The sequence below is a fragment of the Streptomyces sp. CAI-85 genome, from assembly GCF_013363615.1.
GTDB classification, from domain to species: Bacteria; Actinomycetota; Actinomycetes; order Streptomycetales; family Streptomycetaceae; genus Streptomyces; species Streptomyces antibioticus_B.
Window position 1 is genome coordinate 209,689 of record NZ_JAANNX010000006.1, and the last position, 16,638, is coordinate 226,326.

Sequence of the window (16,638 nt, forward strand, 5' to 3'; positions counted from 1 at the left end):
GTGCGTGGTCAGCGGACGCGCGCGGATCTTGCCGCCGCCCACGGATCCGCCGGCGGCCGCGGCCAGGCGTCGCGGGCCGCCAGGTCCAGGACGAGCGCGGCGATGTTCCAGGCGTCGTCCTCGCCGCTGTGGTGGCGGCCTTCCAGGGGCAGCCCGGCGATCTTGAGGGCCTGGCTCATGCCGGGCCTGCGGCGCAGGCCGTGGGCCGTGGTGAAGACGGCCTTGGCGTTGGTGTGCGTGCGTTCGACGGGACGGCCGAAGGGGTAGGCCACCCCGTCGGCCTCGCTCTGGCGGGCGAACTGGTGGCGGTCGTAGTCGCCCCAGCTCGCCCAGGGCCGTACGCCCGCCTCGTACTCCTCGGCCAGGATCCGGCACGCCTCGGCGAACGGCACACCGCGGTCCACCTCGGCCTGGGTGAGGCCGGTCAGCTCGGTGCAGAAGGGGCTGACCGTCGACCGGCCGGGCCGGACCAGGATCCGGTGCCGGGACACCCGCCGCCGCGCGGCGACGTCCACGACCGTGAGCCCGATCTCGATGATCTCGTGCACCGAGCCGGGCGGGGGCTGCCCGTCCCAGCAGGTGGCTTCGACGTCGATGACGTTCAGGAGGGCGGGTGCGGGGACGTGGGCCATGGGAGGAGGCTACGGAGGCCAGGGGCGGCGGGGCATCCGTATTTCCGCGCCGGGGATCTTCGGCACGGAACAGACGCATACATATCAGGCAATATGGACAGTGTGCGTCAGGGGGGATCACCGGGGCGCCGCCGGACGTTTCCCTTACGACGGGTGGTCTGAGAAAGGAAGCCCCCATGAACCACCAGCAGGTACGCGACCTCATGAGCGATGTGGTCGTGCGAGTCCAGGGCGGTACGCCGTTCAAGGAGATCGCCCATCTCCTCCAGGAGTACGACATCACGGCGGTGCCCGTGGTCGACGAGGACGACCGCCCGGTGGGCGTGGTCTCGGAGGCGGACCTGCTGCACAAGATGTGGGGGCGGTCGGAGCACGACCCCGACGGCGCGCCCCGGCCCGCCAAGGCGTGGGCGACCGACGCGGCGGGGCTGATGACCTCGCCGCCGGTCTGTGCGCGGGAGGACTGGAGCGTCGTGGACGCGGCCCGGGTGATGGCCCGGCACGGCATCAAGCGGCTCCTGGTGGTGGACGACGACCGGCGGCTGATCGGCGTGGTCAGCCGGGGCGACCTGCTCCAGGTGTTCCTCCGCAAGGACCAGGCCATCCGTACGGAGATCGTGGAGGAGGTCCTGGTCAGGACGCTGGGCGAGTCGCCGTCGGCGGTCCACGTGGACGTGGCGCACGGCCATGTCGTCCTCAGCGGCCGCCTCTCCTCCCGGGTCTCGGTGCCGGAGCTGGAGGAGCTGTGCCGCAATGTCGACGGGGTGGTGGCGGTGGAGTTCAGACCGGTACGGGAAGCGGGGTCGGGCCTGGAGGAGCCGGTCCGCGTCACTCCGTGACACCGTGATCCGGGCCGGAGCGCCCCGCCCGGAGGGTCACCCCCGGGCGGGGCGCTCCGGTGTCACACGTCCCGGCTCGCACTCCGTGTGGGTGAGGAACGCCGCCAGCAGCTCCGCCGCCGGGCGGTGCGGGGGCAGGACCATGAGGCGCGCCTCGCGGCCGTCCGGCAACGGCGGGGCGATCAGGGCCACTTCGTCCCCGGAGCCCAGGCGCAGTACGACACCGCGCAGACCGTCGGGATCGCCGGGCACCGTGCGCAGGCGGGCGTGCAGCCGGTCCTGCGACGGGGCGTGGAGCCGGACCCGGGCCAGCAGCGTGCCCCGCCGGTACTCCTCCCACCGGTCGAACCCGAGGGCGCGCAGCGGCGGTTCCCGCCAGGGGCGGGCCGCGTCGAGCCGGGCCAGCAGCCGCCGCAGGAAGTCGCGGACCGCCGGTTCGCCGTGCGGCTGCCAGGACAGGTCCTGGTCCCAGACGTCCTCGGCGAGCGCGGCCTCGACCGCGGCGTACTGCTCCTCGGCGGTGAGGTCGTACAGGGGCCGCTCCAGGACCATGCCGGCGATCCGTCCGACCTCGTCGTCCCCCAGCTCGCGGCTGAACTGCACGCAGTACAGAATCCCCATCACCACCCCGAGTCGCATACGGGCAGTATCCACGGCATCCGGTGCCATGGTCACGGCACCCACTGCCGGTATTCGGGGCCGTACCGACCGGAAGGATGAACTGGTGTACACAGTAGGGTCGTTGCGGCATATCTTGTGCGCTGAACACTGAAGACTCGGCTGAAAGACGGACACTGCTCATGACCGATCACGCCCCCGCGCCCGGCTCAGCGGCGCAGCAGAAGATCGACACGTCGGTGCCGCACTCGGCCCGGATCTGGAACTACTGGCTGGGCGGCAAGGACAACTACCCCGTCGACGAGGCGGCCGGTGACGCGTACACCGACGTCTTCCCCGGCATCGTCACGATCGCCCGCAGCAGCCGAGCCTTCCTCCAGCGCAACATCCGCTATCTGGTCGCCGAGGCGGGCATCCGGCAGTTCCTGGACGTCGGCACCGGTCTGCCCACCGCCGACAACACGCACGAGGTCGCCCAGCGGATCGCGCCGGAGACCCGGATCGTCTACGTCGACAACGACCCGATGGTCCTCGCCCACGCCCGCGCGCTGCTGTACTCGACGCCGGAGGGCAAGACCGCCTACGTGGACTCCAATGTGCTGGAGCCCGACCGCATCCTGGAGGCCGCGGCCGAGACGCTGGACTTCTCGCGTCCCACGGCCCTGATCCTGAGCAACATCCTGGGTCATATCGCCGACTACGACCAGGCCCGCTCGATCGCCGCCCGTCTGATGGAGGCGCTGCCCTCCGGGAGCTACCTGTCCATCAACGACGGCTCCCGCGGCTTCGACCCGGTCTTCGAGCAGGCCCAGGACGCCTACAACGAGAGCGGTGCCGTCCCCTACAACCTGCGGACGGTCGAGGAGATCACGGCCTTCTTCGACGGGCTCGAACTGCTCGAACCGGGTGTGGTGTCGGTTCCGCTGTGGCGTCCCGACGCCGATGTCCCGGCTCCGGCGGTCATCGCCGAGCACGGCGGGCTCGCCCGCAAGCCCTGACGCGGCGATCGGCCGGGGTGGTCTCCGCAGGGTAGGGGCGGAGACCACCCCGGATCGGCAGGTCAGCCGACCAGCTCGGCCTCCGCCGGCTCCCCGTCCCCCGCGTCGAGGCAGTCGGCGACAAGGACCGCGAACTCGTCCGGCGTGAGAAGGCGGACGCCGAGCGTCTCGGCCTTGGTCCGCTTGGATCCGGCGCCCTCCCCGGCGACGACCAGGCTGGTCTTCTTGGACACGCTGGAGGAGGCGCGGCCGCCCGCGCGCTCGATCAGCTCGTTCATCTCGTTGCGGCTGAGCTTCTCCAGCGGGCCGGTCATCGCACCGGTGACCACCACCGCCATCCCGGCCAGCGGCCCCGCGCCCGCCGCGTCCTCCTCCGCACCGTCCTCGGTGCCCGGGGGCGGCGGCGGGGTGGCGCCGGGCTCGGTCATGTTGACGCCGACCGCGGCCAGCTTGTCGATGAGCGGGGCCAGTTCGACCGGCTCGGCCACGATCGACGGCGCCTTCTCGGTGCCGATGCCCTCGACCCGCTGGATCGCCTCGGCGTCGGCGGCCCGCAGATGGTCCATCGTCGCGAAGTGGCGGGCGATGCGCCGGGACATGGAGCGGCCGGTGCCGCGCACGCCGAGCGCGCACAGCACCCGCGACAGGGGCTGCCTGCGGGCGGCGGCCAGTGCGGCGAGGAGATTGTCGGTGCTGGTCTCGCCCATCCGGTCGAGGGCGAGGAGCTGGTCGCGGGTGAGGGTGAACAGGTCGGCGAGATCGGCGACCAGACCGGCCTCGACGAGCTGGACGACCCGGGTGTGCCCGAGGCCCTCGATGTCGAGCTGGTCGCGGCCCGCGGCGTAGGAGAGGGCGGCGACCAGATGGCAGTTGCGGCCGTTGGCGCAGCGCCAGCGCTGCTCGCTGCTGTCGATGCCGGCGCCGCAGCGCGGACAGGACTCGGGGAAGGCGATGGGCTGTTCGTCGCCGGTGCGCAGATGGGCGACGGGGGCTTCGATGCGCGGGATCACGTCCCCGGCCCGGTGCACCATCACATGGTCGCCGAGGCGCAGATCGCGGCGGGTGATGTCGGCGGGGTTGTGCAGGGTGGCGTAGGTGATGGTCGAGCCGTCGATCTCGACGGGCTCCAGGACGCCGCGCGGGGCGATGATGCCGGTGCGGCCGACGTTCCACTCCACGCCGATCAGCCGGGTGATCTTCTCGACGGCCGGCAGCTTGTAGGCGATCGCCCAGCGCGGGGCGCGTGAGCCCGAGCCCGCGGCCCGCTGGTCGTCGGCGAGGTCGGCCTTGATCACGATGCCGTCGATGCCGAACGGCAGTTCCGCGCGCAGGGCGGCGATCTCCTGCACCCGGGTCAGCACCTCGTCGGGCGTGTCGGCGGTCGTGCCGGGCACGGCGGTGCCGGCGGTGGTGTTCACGCCGAGGGCGGCCACCCGGTGCATCAGGTCGCTGTGCGGGCTGTCGGCGAGGGAGACGGCGAGCGCGTCCTCGGTGCCGGGCACCGGCAGCATGCCGTAGCCGAAGAACGTCATCGGCACCGTGTAGGCGCGGTCCTTGGCGCGCAGGGTGCCGGCGGCGGCGTTGCGCGGGTTGGCGAAGGGCTGGCCGCCGTGCGCGATACGCACCTCGTTGGCGTGCTCGAACTGGGCCGTCGTCATCAGGACCTCGCCGCGCACCTCCAGCGTGACGGGTTCGGCGAGCCGCTCCGGCAGGCCCTCTATGGTGCCCGCGGCGTGCGAGACGTCCTCCCCGGCCGTCCCGTCCCCGCGGGTGATCAGCCGCGTCAGGCGGCCCTCCGTGTAGCGCGCCGCGATCGCCAGGCCGTCCAGCTTGGGCTCGACGCTGAACCGGGTCACGTCGTGGCCGACGCGCCGGGCGAGCGAGACGGTCCAGGCGGTGAACTCCTGCGCCGAGAAGACGTTGTCCAGGCTCAGCATGGCGACCGTGTGCGGTACGTCGCCCTCGACGGCGCCGCCGGCCACCTTGCCCGTGGGCGAGTCCGGCAGGACCTGGTCCGGGTGTGCGGCCTCCCAGGCCGCGATGGCGCGCACCAGCCGGTCGTAGTCGTCGTCGTCCAGCACGGACGTGCCGCCCTCGTAGTAGGCGGCGGCCGCCTTCACCGCGTCCTCGACCGCCCGCGCGTAGGCGGCGGCATCCACGATCACTGCACCAGGAGTTGTCATACCCGCCATCCTGCCTCCCACCACTGACAACGGGTCCGGACCGGCCGCCCGGACCGCCGGGAACGGGCTGCGGCGAACGAGATGACGGCCGGGCAGAATGGGGCGGGTGGACGACACTCGACCGTGGTACGTGGCATCCGCCCCCGAGCGCTACGGGCGGCTGCGGGTGGAGCGGGAGGACCTGGGCGCGGCCCGCTGGCTGGCCGAACTCGGGCCCAGACAGGAGGACTTCGGCACCGTCGCGGGCATCGCCGTGCCGGGCTTCGCCGCCTACGTACGGGTGCCGCATCCGGCGTCGCCGGACGAACGGCCGGTGTCGTCGGCGCACCCGGCGGAGGGTCCGACACCGGTCGGTGTGGCCCGGCATCTCCTCCCCGTGCTGGCCCGGCACACCCGGACCGCCGAGCGCTGCTGGTTCGGACTGTGGGCCGGCTACGGCCGCCGGAGCTTCGACGGGGTGCCGTGCTTCGAGACGCCGCACCGGGAGAGGGTGCTGCTCTCCGGGCCCCTGGACGACGTCCTCTCCCCCGTCGAGCCGGACGCGTTCGCGGAGTTGCCGGACCTGTGGTGGCCGCAGGACCGCGCCTGGTGCGTGGGCGGCGACGTGGACCTGGTCAGCACGTACATCGGCGGATCACCGGAGCTGATCGCGGAGTTGCTCGCCTCTCCGCTGCTGGAGACGGTCCCGGTGTCCCCCGGCGACTCCGTGCACTGACTCCTGCCGACGCCGCTGCCGCCGCCGGCCGTCTCAGGCCGCGTACCCCCTGCCGCGCGCCCGCAGGGACCGTACCGGAGCGGGTGCGGGCACGGCGGCCACCGGGAGGCGCAGCGGCGCGGCCGGCGGGCGGGCCGCGCTGACCCGGTACGTCGTCTTGGCGGGGTCGGTGACGGGTTCGCCGAGGACGATCCGCCCGGCGGCGTGCAGCCGGTCGCACGCCTCGGTGGGCAGGGCCACATAGCAGCCGCCCCGGCCGGTCCCGGCGTCCAGCGGTCGCCAATGGCTGTACCGGCGGCGCCCGTTGCTGTGCACGGTGACGAACACGGGGCGTCGCGCGTCACAGACGATGCGCAGCACATCGGCCTCGGCTGCGGTGAGCTGAGCGCGGGAGCGGGCGTCGGGCACGGGAGGTGACCTCTTTCAGGCGGAGCGACTCAAGATCACCTACCCCGATTCGGCGAGGTTGATCTCACTTCCGCGCATTCTTCAACACGGGACTGACAATTTCCTTCCGGCGCGCGGCAGTTGACCGGCGCCGTGCAGGACCTTCCTCCGCCCTGCAACCGCACTGGCCGAATTCGTGTCTCTGCTGCCGTGGCCCGGACGTCCCGTGCCACGGTGGCACGGTCCGCACGATCGCACGACGGCGCGGCGGCACGACGGCAAGGGGGGAGGCGCGATGAACACATGGGCGGTACCCGGATACTCCGAGTCGCTCGAACTCGGTTCCGGAGCCAGTGGACGGGTGGTGCTCGCCGTTCATGAGCCGACCGGTCTGCCGGTGGCCGTGAAGTACCTCAGCGAGTCGCTGCTCACCCGGCCGGGTTTCGTGCACGGCTTCCGTGCGGAGGCGGAGCTGCTGGGCGGGCTGGAGAGCCCGCACGTGGCCGGTTTCTACGAGTACGTGGAGGCGCCGGAGGGTGCCGCCATCGTGATGGAGCTGGTGGACGGGGTCTCGCTGCGGACGCTCCTCACCCGGGAGAGCCCGCTGTCCCCGGAGTCGGCGCTGGTGGTGCTCAAGGGTTCGCTGCTCGGCCTGGCGGACGCGCACCGGGCCGGTGTGGTGCACCGGGACTACAAGCCGGAGAACGTGCTGGTCAGCCCCGAGGGGACGTCCAAGCTCGTCGACTTCGGGATCGCCGTGGACGCCGGCATCCGGGCCGGGGTCGCGGGAACGCCGGCGTACATGGCGCCCGAGCAGTGGACGGGCGCGCCGGCCTCGCCCGCCGGGGACGTGTACGCGGCCACCGCCACCTTCTTCGAGTGTCTGACGGGCCGTAAGCCGTACGCGGGGGAGAACCTCGCGCAACTGGCGCTCCAGCACGTCGAGGGCGACGTTCCGGACGAGGAGGTGCCCGCGGGGGTGCGGGCGCTGGTGCGCCGGGGGCTGGCGAAGACGGTGGAGGAGCGGCCGGCGGACGCGGCGGCGTTCGTGGCCGACCTGGAGCGGGCCGCGGTCGCGGAGTACGGCGAGGAGTGGGAGGAGCGCGGCCGGGGCCGCCTCGCGGCGCTCGTGGCGCTGTTGCTCTTCCTGGTCCCGGCCGCTCCGGGGACGGCGTCCGGTACCACCGTCGACACCGCCCGCACGGTGCTCCGCCGGGAGCCGGGGGCGGGCCGGCTGCATCCGTGGCGGCCCACCTGGCCGGGGCTGGTGGTGGCGACGGCCGCGGTGCTCGTCGCGCTGCTGCTGGGCCAGGGGCTCGGGCAGGGGGCCGGGGCGGCCTCCGGGCAGGCCGTCGCGACGACCGTCCCCTCGCCGCTGTCCGGGACGAGCGCGCTCCCCTCGGTGTCGCCGTCGGCGTCCGACGCGTCGCTCTCCCCGTCGCCCAGCGCCTCCACCTCCGCGTCGGCGTCCGCGTCCGCCTCCGACGGCGCGCCGTCGCCGTCCGACGGCACCGGCGCCTCCGTCTCGCCGACGGTCACCTGGTCCGACCCCGGCACCCCCTCCGGGTCGCCCGGCGGGTCGGCCTCGCCGAGCCCGTCGACGAGCACGGTCGAGCCGCCGGTGGCGCCCGCCGTCAAGGACGTCACGGTGACCGGTTTCCGGCAGACGGGCACCGCCACGGCCACCACGACGATCACGGTCACCACGGACGGCACGGGGCCGCTCACCATCTCGGTGTCCTGGTTCTCCGGTGACGCCGCCGGGCAGTCCGGCGCCACGGACGGGGCGCCCTCGTCGTTCCGGCGCAGCGGTGCCACGCAGTACACGCTGGCGGTCGACCACACCTTCCAGGGCAACGGCTGCTACTGGACCGTGCGCGCCACCACGAACCCCGCCTCGGCCGACGGCGGCGCGTCCCAGCAGCTCCTGACCCGGCGGTGCGACCTGCGATGAGCACACCCCACGACCGCCGGCCCGGCGCCGACGACCCGGCGAACCCCGCGTCCCTGGCGGACACCCGGGTCGAGGACGACGACGAGTACAGCGCGACGATGCTGGCCAGCCACTGGATCCAGCGCCCGGACGACGCCACGACGATGCTGACGGGCGCGGGTGCCGGGGCGGGCGCGGCAGCACCGCGCGAGCCGCTGGACCGTACGACGGCGGACACCCCCGAACCGACCGTGCGGGCCGGAGCGACCGTGCCGACCGGACCGCAGGGCCGGGTGGACGGCACCATGCTCCGCTTCGGCCCCGGCGTCACCGCGTCCCTGTCGCAGGGCGTGCACTCGACGCTCGCCCCCGTGGCACCGCCGCCGGTCCGCCGGCACCGTCGGCTGCGCCGGCACGCGCTGCCCGCGCTGGTCCTGGTGGCCGCCGTGATCTTCCTGTTCTGGCGGGGCCACTCCCCGCCCGAGCTGACGGTGCGGAGCGTGTCGGCGGCGGCCGCCGAGCCGGGCACGGGCTGCGACGGCACGGCGGACGTCGTCGGTGTCGTCCGCACCGACGGGCGGCCGGGCGAGTTCTCCTACCGCTGGGTGCGCAACGACGGCACCACCTCCGACGTCCTGCACGCGAGCGTCGACCGGGGCCGGGAGGAGGTGCGGCTGCACCTCTACTGGACGTTCCAGGGTCCCGGCCGGTACGCGGCAGAGGCGGAGCTGCACATCCTGTCGCCGTCCCGGAAGACCGCGACGGCGCGCTTCACCTACGACTGCTCCTGACGCGGCTCTCAGCCGAAGAAGGACCGCTGGGCGGGCAGCCCCGGAGTGAGGGACGGACCGCCGGACATGACGCGGTCCAGGTCGCGCTTGATGCGTTCGGCCTCACCGCGCACCTGGGCGGGCACGTCCCCGCGTTCGGTGACCAGGCGGGAGTAGATCGGCGTGTCGTCGAAGACGGAGAACACGGAAGAGGCTCTGCTTTCGTGGTCGGTCGGCCTGGCCGAACGCGGTGAACGGCTCCGGGCACGCGGCCGATCCGCCGGGGCGAATCCACCGTGCCATGACGCCGCCTGACGGTCATACGGGCGAAACGGGTGTCGGCGACATCATCGCATTGTGCCCGCTGCGGCCGGGTACCGATGACCATGTCCACGATGTCAGCTCTCGTCGCCGACGTCGTCGCCCTGCTCGTCCTCACCCCCTTCGTCGTCCAGCAGATCGAGGACCCGGGCCGGACGCCGGACCACCAGGTCCCGTACCTCGTAGGACATCTCGGTGGTCCTGGGGGACGGCGGCGGGTGGTAACGGCCGCCGCAGACCGAGAGGTTGACGATCAGATAGGCGTGCCAGGTGCGGCCGACTCCCCGCCGGTCGGCGAACACCTGGGTGCCGTTCACCCACCAGACCACGGAGCGCACCCCGAACTCGACGCGCAGGCCGACCCACGCGCCGGGCCGGATCGCCGGGTCCCGGTGGTAGAGGTTGGCGCCGCGGACATGGTTGGTGAGTTCCAGCAGATCGGGGTTGTCGGGGTGGTACTCGAAGACGTCGATCTCCTGATCGCCGTCCCGCCAGGTCCAGATGGCCGGCCAGGCACCGGCCTCGTAGGGCAGCCGGACCCGGGCCTCCAGCACGTCGCCCGCGCGGACCGTGAACGCCTCCTCGCTTCCTTCGGTGGTGAGCAGTCCCGTGTTCCACCGTCCGTCCCGGCGGCGGGTGGCCCGGAAGGTGCCCGAGCGGCTGTAGGCGGGGTCCTCGACCAGGTAGTCCAGTTTGTCGTCGCCCGGGTTGACCGGGCCTCCGTGGGGATACGCCCACGAACGGCCGGCCACCCATTGGCGGGTGGACGTGAAGTCCGCCGTGAAGACGACGGCGGGGCCGGGCGTGGGGCCCCGCGCGGAGAGCGGGCTCTCACTTGTGGGATTCTCCATGCCGCGATGCTGCTCCGCATATGACCTGGGCATGCGGGCGCGCCCGGAAACCGGCCCGACAACCAGCCGTCCGAGTGAACGGACGGCGGGAAACACGTGTCGTCATGACTCTGGCCCCGTCCACATACCGGGCGGTATACAAGCCCAGGCGAACAGTTGAACAGTCGAACTGTCATACATCCGGGCGTGGTGGGTTCAAGGGGAGGACCGCGATGCGGCGCGACGCACACAGAGCAGCGGACACAGACAGGGGAGCCGGGGCCGGACGTCGTCGCCGGGGGGTCGCGTTCCTGGCCGCCCTGGGCGGCTGCGCCCTCGTCGCCACGTCCGCGGCGCCCGCGGGAGCGCACGGGGGCGGACACGGCAGCGGCACCGGCGCGGGCCATGGCTCGGGCGGCGCACGCGCGTACGTGGCGCTCGGCGACTCCTACACCTCGGGCCCTCTGCTCCCTCAGCAGGTCGACGCGAACTGCGCCCGCTCCGACCGCAATTACCCGTCGCTGGTGTCCGCGCGGATCCGAACGTCCGCGTTCAAGGACGTCAGTTGCGGCGGGGCGACGACGGAGCACATGTGGAAGGCGCAGGGCACCAACGGTCCGCAGCTCGACGCGCTGAGCAGGAACACCGACCTGGTGACCGTGCAGATCGGCGGCAACGACATCGGCTTCGGTTCGATCATCTCCACCTGTGCCGGGCTGTACCCCCAGGACCCGTCCGGCGACCCCTGCCGTCGGCACTACCGCACCAAGGGCGTCGACCAGTTGTCCGTGACGATCGCCCGGACGGCGCCCAGGATCGCGCAGGTGCTGCGGGCGGTGCACGCGCGGGCCCCGCACGCCCGGGTCGTCGTCGTGGGCTATCCGGCCCTGCTGCCCGACGACGGCAGCGGCTGCGCGCCCCAGGTGCCGTTCGCCACGAAGGACTTCCCCTACCTCCGGGACACCGAGAAACGGCTCAACCTGATGCTGCGGCTGGTGGCCCTGGTGAGCCGCGCCGAGTACGTGGACACGTACGGTCCGACGGTCGGGCACGACATGTGCAAGTCTCCGGAGGTCCGCTGGATCGAGCCGCTGCGGCCCTCGGCGCCCGCGGCGCCCGCCCACCCCAACGCCAAGGGCGAGGCGGCGATGGCGGAAGCCGTCCTGAACCGACTGGACCGAGGCCGCCGCTAGCGGCTGTCATCCGATCCTCGGCGACTCAGCCCGCACCCGGCCCCGGACCCGCGCCGCCCTGAAGGCGTTCCAGGTCCGAGGGCCGGACCTGGATCACCACGAGGGCGATGATCGCGGCGACGACCGTGAAGATCGCGGCCATGACGAAGGCGGCCGACACCCCCGCGGTGAGGACCTCGTCGGACCAGGGCGCGGGGAGTTCGCCGGTGCGCTGGAATTGCAGCCGTTGGGCAGGGCTCGCCTGGGACAGGAAGTCGGCGACCTGGTCGGTCGCCTCGTTGCGGCTGGCCGTGCCGAACATCGTGACCAGGATGGACAGGCCGAGGGAACCGCCCACCTGCTGCATCGCGTTGAGCAGCCCGGAGGCGGCGCCGGTCTCCGCGGTGGGCACGTTGGACAGCGCCATCAGGGTCAGGGACACGAACTCCATGCCCATCCCGAGGCTGAAGACCAGCATCGGCCCGAGGATGCTGCCCGCGTAGGTGGAGTGGACGTCGGTCAGCGTCAGCCAGGACAGGCCGGCCGCGGCGAGGATCGCGCCGATCACCATGAAGGGTTTCGGGCCGTACGTCGGCAGGAAGCGGGAGGCGAGTCCCGCGCCCACCGCGATCACGGCGCTGACGGGGAGGAAGGCCAGACCGGCCGCCAGGGGGCTGAAGTTGAGCACATCCTGGACGAAGAGGGTCAGGAAGAAGAACATCCCGAAGATCGCGGCGGCCAGGCAGAGCATGATCCCGTACGTTCCCGCTCTGTTGCGGTCCGCGAACATGTGCAACGGCGTGATGGGCTGCCGGGAGCGGCGTTCCACGAAAACGAAGAGGGTCAGGACGACGACCGCCGCGCCGAAGGAGGCCAGCGTCAGCGGGTCGCTCCAGCCGTCCTGGGCGGCCCGGATGAAGCCGTAGACGAGGAGGACCATGCCGAGGGTCGAGGTGAGGGCGCCGGTGATGTCGAAGCGGCCCGGGTGGCGTTCGGACTCCTTGATCCAGCGGGGGGTGGCGAGGGCGATCAGCAGGCCGATGGGGACGTTGACGAAGAACACCCAGCGCCAGTTGAGCCATTCGACGAGCATGCCGCCGGCGAGCAGCCCGATCGCCCCGCCGCCCGCCGACACGGCCGCGAACACCCCGAAGGCCCGGTTGCGTTGGGGACCCTCGGGGAACGTCGTGCTGATCAGGGCGAGGGAGGTCGGCGAGGCGATGGCGCCGCCGACGCCCTGGAGGGCGCGTGCGGCGAGGAGTTGGCCCGAGCCCTGGGCGAACCCGCCGAGCAGGGAGGCCAGTACGAACAGCAGGACGCCGACGACGAACACCCGGCGTCTGCCGAGGATGTCACCGGCGCGGCCGCCGAGCAGCAGCAGTCCGCCGAAGGTGAGCGTGTAGGCGTTGACGACCCACGACAGGCTGGTGGTCGAGAAGTCCAGGGACCGCTGGATGTGCGGCAGCGCGATGTTCACGATCGTGATGTCGAGCACCACCATGAGCTGACAGGAGGCGATGACCAGAAGGGCCATCGCGTTCCCGCCCCCGCCCTTGTCGCGGGCGGAGGTCTCGGCTGCGGAGGTGGGCTGCGGAAGGCTGCTCATGAGTATCGCGCGCTCGGAGGCGGCCGGTTGGGGCGTGCGGCGCGTGGTCGCGCCCGCCGTCCGTGCACCCGTCCGACGCTACGCCCGTGCCCTGAGGGTCACCACTCGATCATCGGGAGCCCCGACTCCCCCACGGCGCTTGAACCCGGGCCGTATATCACCTGTCACCGAACGCCATATTACTGAACCGTAACCTTCCTGACGCTACCCGAGGTAACGAAGCGCTGGCTACGGTCCTGACAGTTCGTCTACGAGCGATACGGGGCAGCGGTGGGCGACCGCGGACCCGTGCCGCTCTCCCCACCACCCGAGCCGCAGACGAGGCTCGGGCCTCCCTCTGCTCCGGAGGTCCGCCATGCCCGCCCCCACCCGCCTGCTGGCCGCAGCAGTCACCGCTGCCGCCTGTCTCGGCACCGCCGCCGTCCCCGCCGGCGCCGCCGAGTCCGATGCCGCCGACGCCGTGGTCTCCCGCGGCATCACCATCCCCACGTTCTACAACCCGCCCGCGACGCTCCCCGCGGCCGACGGCACCCTGGTCCGCAGCGAACCGCTCCCGCTCGCGCTGAGCCTGCCCGGCATCGGCGGCCCGCTCCCCGGCCGGGCCACCCGGCTGATGTACAAGTCCACGGACGGCAACGGCCGTCCGGTCGCGGTCACCGGCGCCTACATCGAGCCGACGGCCCGCTGGAAGGGCAGCGGCGCGCGGCCGCTGATCGCGGTCGCGCCCGGCACCATGGGCCAGGGCGACCAGTGCTCCGCCTCGTTCAACCTCCAGCACCCGGTCGTCGTCAACACCCAGACGCTGTCCGTGGGTTACGAGATCCTGGCGATCTACCGCATGCTCGCCCGCGGCATCGCCGTCGTCGTCACCGACTACGCCGGGCTGGGCGCGACGGACCGGCTGCACACCTACGTCAACCGGGTCGACGAGGCCCACGCCGTCCTGGACGCCGTACGGGCCGCGCGGTCCCTGCCCGGCACCTCGCTGTCGGCGGACTCGCGGGTGGCGCTGTACGGCTACAGCCAGGGCGGCGGTGCGGCGGCGGCCGCGGCCGAACTCCAGCCCTCCTACGCCCCCGACGTCACCCTCGCCGGGAGCTACGCCGGGGCGCCGCCCGCAGACCTGACGGCGGTCACCCGGGCCATCGACGGCAGCGACCTGGCCGGGGCGCTGGCCTGGTCGGTCAACGGCTTCCTCCAGTCGGACCCCGAGCTGAGGGCGATCGCCGACGCCCATCTCAGCGCGAAGGGCTGGAAGGCGCTCGACGACCTGTCCAGCATGTGCGTCGGGGACGCACTGCTCTCCTACAACTCGGCGCGCAGCACGTCCTGGACCAAGGACGGGCGGTCCCTCAACGACGTCATCGCGTCGGAACCGGCGCTGAAGGCGTTCCTCGACGACCAGAGCCTGGGCACGATCGCGCCCGCGTCCCCGGTGCGGCTGGCGACCGGCACCGCCGACAACCTGGTGCCCCACGCCCAGGCCCGGTCGCTCGCGGTCGCCTGGTGCGCCAAGGGCGCGGACGTCACGTACAAGCCGGTGATCCTGCCGAGTCTCGGCCGGGCGCTGCTCAACCACATGACGCCGCTGCTCGCCGACCAGGGCTCCGCGATCTCCTGGCTGACGGACCGGCTCAACGGCAAGCCCGCCGGCTCCAACTGCTCCACCCTGCCCCTGCGCCCCTGACCGACAGGCACTGACCGGCAGGCCCTGACCGGCAGGCCCTGACCGGCCGGACGCGCGACGGCGGCCCTACGGTGGACAGCATGACCGAGGTGGAAGTGGTGCAACTGCTGGTGTCGCCGTCGCACCGGCTCGCCGGGCGTCCCTCGGACGGCCCGGCGCCGGGCCCCGACGAGGAACTGGTGCCCGAGGTGCGGGTGCGGGCCGGTCTCGGGCTGGTCGGCGACCGCTACTTCGGCCGGGCGGCGCACCGCGACGCCGCCGTGACCCTGATGTCCGAGGAGAACCTCCCCCGGGACATCGACCCCTCGGCAGGACTGCCGCAGACCCGCAGGAACGTCCTGCTGCGGGGCGTCGACGTCGACGCCCTGGTGGGGTCCACGATCGCGCTGGACAGCGGGCCGGGCCCGGTCACCTTCGCGGTGAACCGGCCGGCCCGGCCCTGCGCCTGGATGGACGTCACCGTCAGACCGGGCGCGCAGCGCGCCCTGCGCGGCAAGGGCGGCGTGCGCTGCACTCCGCTGTCGGACGGCGTCCTGACCCTGGGCCCGGCGACGCTCACCGTCGTCCGGGCGCCGTCCGTCACAGTCTGAGGCGGACGACGACCCGCTTGCCGGCCGTCTCCCGTACGGCGTGGAACTCGTCGGCGACGGCCCGCACGATCTCCAGGCCATGGCGGCCGACGCGCGTAGGGTCCGGGGTGCACGGCCGCGGCAGGGCGGGGTCGCCGTCCCACACCGCGATCTCCACGGCGGAGGCGGCGAGGCGCAGCCTGAGCAGGACCGGGCCGGGGGCGTGGCGGAGCGCGTTGGTCACCAGCTCGCTCACCACCAGCCGGGCCAGGTCGACGGTCCGGGCCGGCACCGCCCCGCCGTTCCCCGGCCCGCCGCGCCGCGGGGCGGCGGTGAGGAAGTCCGCGGTGAGGGCGCGGGCCCGGGCGATGGAGCCGTCCGCGCCGTCCAGCTCCACCGCCGTCTCGACGACGCCGGCGCCGGGCGCCGGTGTCGTCCTTCGGACCGTCTTCGTTTCCCCGTTCATATCGGCGCGACTACCCACGAACCGGACCCGTACGCGCCCGGCCGGCGGGAGCGGTGTCCGTTTCAGCCGATGTGGTAGCTGTCGCCGTAGACCTGCCAGTCGAGCGGCGGGGTGAGGCCGAGGTTGCCGTTGCGCAGGAAGACGCGCTGGGCGGTGTCGACGCGGCTGGTGTCGCTGTGCGCCTCCTCCTGCCGCATCGCCCAGACGCGCGCGTCCAGGAAGGCGTGCAGGTACGTCGTCTCGTCGCCGCCCTGGGCCGGGGGCCGGGCCCGGTTCAGGGCGCGTCCGCGGATGTTGCGGAAGCTGGTGGGGTCGGTGCCGTCGCCGTGCATGACGATCGCGTCGTAGTAGCAGAACTGGCCGAGGACGCGCAGTCCGTCGGCCTTGCCCTGGCGGACGGCGGGGTTGAAGTAGACGCGGTCGCGTTCGTCGTTCTGGGCCTGCTGGAAGACGGGGTCCTGGGCGGCCCTGCGCCAGTCGCGGGGGTAGTCGGGGTCGAGCCCGGCGTGGGAGTCGGTGCCGTCGACCGCGCGCAGGGCGGGCAGGTAGCGGGCGAGGACGTTGCCGGGTGCGCGGTCGGCGTAGAGCTGGACGAGGTCGAGCATGTCGCCGGTGCCGGAGCAGAAGCCGATGATGCCGGCGGTGTAGCCGCGGCCGTCGCCGATGTCCTCGATGTACCGGTACTGGGACTTCCAGTCGAGCGTGGAGTTCTCCGCGCTCGACACCAGCTTCATGGCGATCTCCTTCTTCGCCGGGTCGTCGAGTCCGGGGGCGGCGGCCGCCGCGCCGGGGGCGCCGAGGAGCGGGACGGCCGCGAGCGCGCCGGTGAGGGTCAGGAACGTACGGCGGGAATGACGGTGCACCACAGTGGCTCCAAGTGGGGGTGGGGGGATGGCCGTGCTGCGGGAGTAC

The 16,638-nt window shown here is 72.9% G+C and carries 17 protein-coding genes; 8 read left to right on the forward strand and 9 right to left on the reverse strand.

The genetic code is table 11. The annotated features are described in order from the left end of the window. Positions 1–8 precede the first annotated feature (8 nt). On the reverse strand, positions 9–632 hold the full coding sequence (locus G6W55_RS11305; RefSeq protein ID WP_175520673.1) for a 3'-5' exonuclease: 624 nt from the start codon (positions 630–632) through the stop codon (positions 9–11). Between the two features lie 176 nt (positions 633–808). Between G6W55_RS11305 and G6W55_RS11310 the strand changes: the two genes are divergently transcribed. After that, on the forward strand, positions 809–1,471 hold the full coding sequence (locus G6W55_RS11310) for a CBS domain-containing protein (RefSeq protein WP_175520674.1): 663 nt from the start codon (positions 809–811) through the stop codon (positions 1,469–1,471). Between the two features lie 36 nt (positions 1,472–1,507). Here G6W55_RS11310 and G6W55_RS11315 read toward each other — a convergent pair whose 3' ends face one another. Beyond that, the gene (locus G6W55_RS11315) at positions 1,508–2,110 is read right to left on the reverse strand and encodes a hypothetical protein (RefSeq protein WP_175520675.1); all 603 of its coding nucleotides are present in this window, start codon (positions 2,108–2,110) and stop codon (positions 1,508–1,510) included. 161 nt (positions 2,111–2,271) lie between these two features. Between G6W55_RS11315 and G6W55_RS11320 the strand changes: the two genes are divergently transcribed. Beyond that, positions 2,272–3,087, forward strand: a complete 816-nt coding sequence (locus G6W55_RS11320; protein WP_175520676.1) for an SAM-dependent methyltransferase — start codon at positions 2,272–2,274, stop codon at positions 3,085–3,087. Between the two features lie 62 nt (positions 3,088–3,149). On the opposite strand, the gene ligA is transcribed toward G6W55_RS11320, so the two are convergent. Beyond that, a complete protein-coding gene (gene ligA / locus G6W55_RS11325; RefSeq protein WP_254876187.1) occupies positions 3,150–5,270 on the reverse strand; it encodes an NAD-dependent DNA ligase LigA in 2,121 nt (706 codons plus the stop codon). Positions 5,271–5,376: 106 nt separating this feature from the next. Here ligA and G6W55_RS11330 point away from each other — a divergent pair, with 106 nt between their 5' ends. Further along, positions 5,377–5,985 carry a hypothetical protein gene (locus G6W55_RS11330; protein WP_309243680.1) on the forward strand — a complete coding sequence of 203 codons (609 nt, stop codon included), beginning with the start codon at positions 5,377–5,379 and terminating at the stop codon, positions 5,983–5,985. A 33-nt stretch (positions 5,986–6,018) separates the two neighbouring features. On the opposite strand, the gene G6W55_RS11335 is transcribed toward G6W55_RS11330, so the two are convergent. Then, complete coding sequence (locus G6W55_RS11335) at positions 6,019–6,393, reverse strand: hypothetical protein (protein ID WP_175520679.1); 375 nt, start codon at positions 6,391–6,393, stop codon at positions 6,019–6,021. 274 nt (positions 6,394–6,667) lie between these two features. On the opposite strand from G6W55_RS11335, the gene G6W55_RS11340 reads away from it, so the two are divergent. Together G6W55_RS11340 and G6W55_RS11345 are read left to right on the forward strand one after the other, a co-directional pair. After that, positions 6,668–8,326 (forward strand): serine/threonine-protein kinase, encoded by a 1,659-nt coding sequence (locus G6W55_RS11340; protein ID WP_175520680.1) that lies wholly within the window; start codon positions 6,668–6,670, stop codon positions 8,324–8,326. Next, entirely contained in the window at positions 8,323–9,096 is a 774-nt protein-coding gene (locus G6W55_RS11345) for a hypothetical protein (protein ID WP_254876188.1), read from the forward strand. Before G6W55_RS11340 ends, G6W55_RS11345 begins: the two co-directional genes overlap by 4 nt. 8 nt (positions 9,097–9,104) lie before the next feature. Here the strand turns inward: G6W55_RS11345 and G6W55_RS11350 are convergent, their stop codons facing one another. Both G6W55_RS11350 and G6W55_RS11355 read right to left on the reverse strand, forming a co-directional pair. After that, complete coding sequence (locus tag G6W55_RS11350; protein ID WP_175520681.1) at positions 9,105–9,281, reverse strand: hypothetical protein; 177 nt, start codon at positions 9,279–9,281, stop codon at positions 9,105–9,107. A gap of 192 nt (positions 9,282–9,473) precedes the next feature. Then, positions 9,474–10,247 carry a family 16 glycosylhydrolase gene (locus tag G6W55_RS11355; RefSeq protein WP_175520682.1) on the reverse strand — a complete coding sequence of 258 codons (774 nt, stop codon included), beginning with the start codon at positions 10,245–10,247 and terminating at the stop codon, positions 9,474–9,476. A gap of 212 nt (positions 10,248–10,459) precedes the next feature. Here G6W55_RS11355 and G6W55_RS11360 point away from each other — a divergent pair, with 212 nt between their 5' ends. After that, the gene (locus G6W55_RS11360) at positions 10,460–11,419 is read left to right on the forward strand and encodes an SGNH/GDSL hydrolase family protein (protein ID WP_175520683.1); all 960 of its coding nucleotides are present in this window, start codon (positions 10,460–10,462) and stop codon (positions 11,417–11,419) included. Positions 11,420–11,444: 25 nt separating this feature from the next. On the opposite strand, the gene G6W55_RS11365 is transcribed toward G6W55_RS11360, so the two are convergent. Further along, the gene (locus G6W55_RS11365; RefSeq protein WP_244369375.1) at positions 11,445–12,932 is read right to left on the reverse strand and encodes an MFS transporter; all 1,488 of its coding nucleotides are present in this window, start codon (positions 12,930–12,932) and stop codon (positions 11,445–11,447) included. 427 nt (positions 12,933–13,359) lie between these two features. Between G6W55_RS11365 and G6W55_RS11370 the strand changes: the two genes are divergently transcribed. Both G6W55_RS11370 and G6W55_RS11375 read left to right on the forward strand, forming a co-directional pair. Beyond that, positions 13,360–14,691 carry an alpha/beta fold hydrolase gene (locus G6W55_RS11370; RefSeq protein ID WP_175520685.1) on the forward strand — a complete coding sequence of 444 codons (1,332 nt, stop codon included), beginning with the start codon at positions 13,360–13,362 and terminating at the stop codon, positions 14,689–14,691. Positions 14,692–14,771: 80 nt separating this feature from the next. Continuing rightward, positions 14,772–15,281, forward strand: a complete 510-nt coding sequence (locus G6W55_RS11375; RefSeq protein ID WP_175520686.1) for a molybdenum cofactor biosysynthesis protein — start codon at positions 14,772–14,774, stop codon at positions 15,279–15,281. Here the strand turns inward: G6W55_RS11375 and G6W55_RS11380 are convergent. Together G6W55_RS11380 and G6W55_RS11385 are read right to left on the reverse strand one after the other, a co-directional pair. Next, complete coding sequence (locus G6W55_RS11380; protein WP_175520687.1) at positions 15,271–15,726, reverse strand: ATP-binding protein; 456 nt, start codon at positions 15,724–15,726, stop codon at positions 15,271–15,273. The genes G6W55_RS11375 and G6W55_RS11380 overlap by 11 nt on opposite strands. 62 nt (positions 15,727–15,788) lie before the next feature. After that, positions 15,789–16,589, reverse strand: coding sequence for a chitosanase (locus G6W55_RS11385; protein WP_375372443.1), 801 nt, complete (start codon positions 16,587–16,589; stop codon positions 15,789–15,791). Positions 16,590–16,638: the final 49 nt, after the last annotated feature.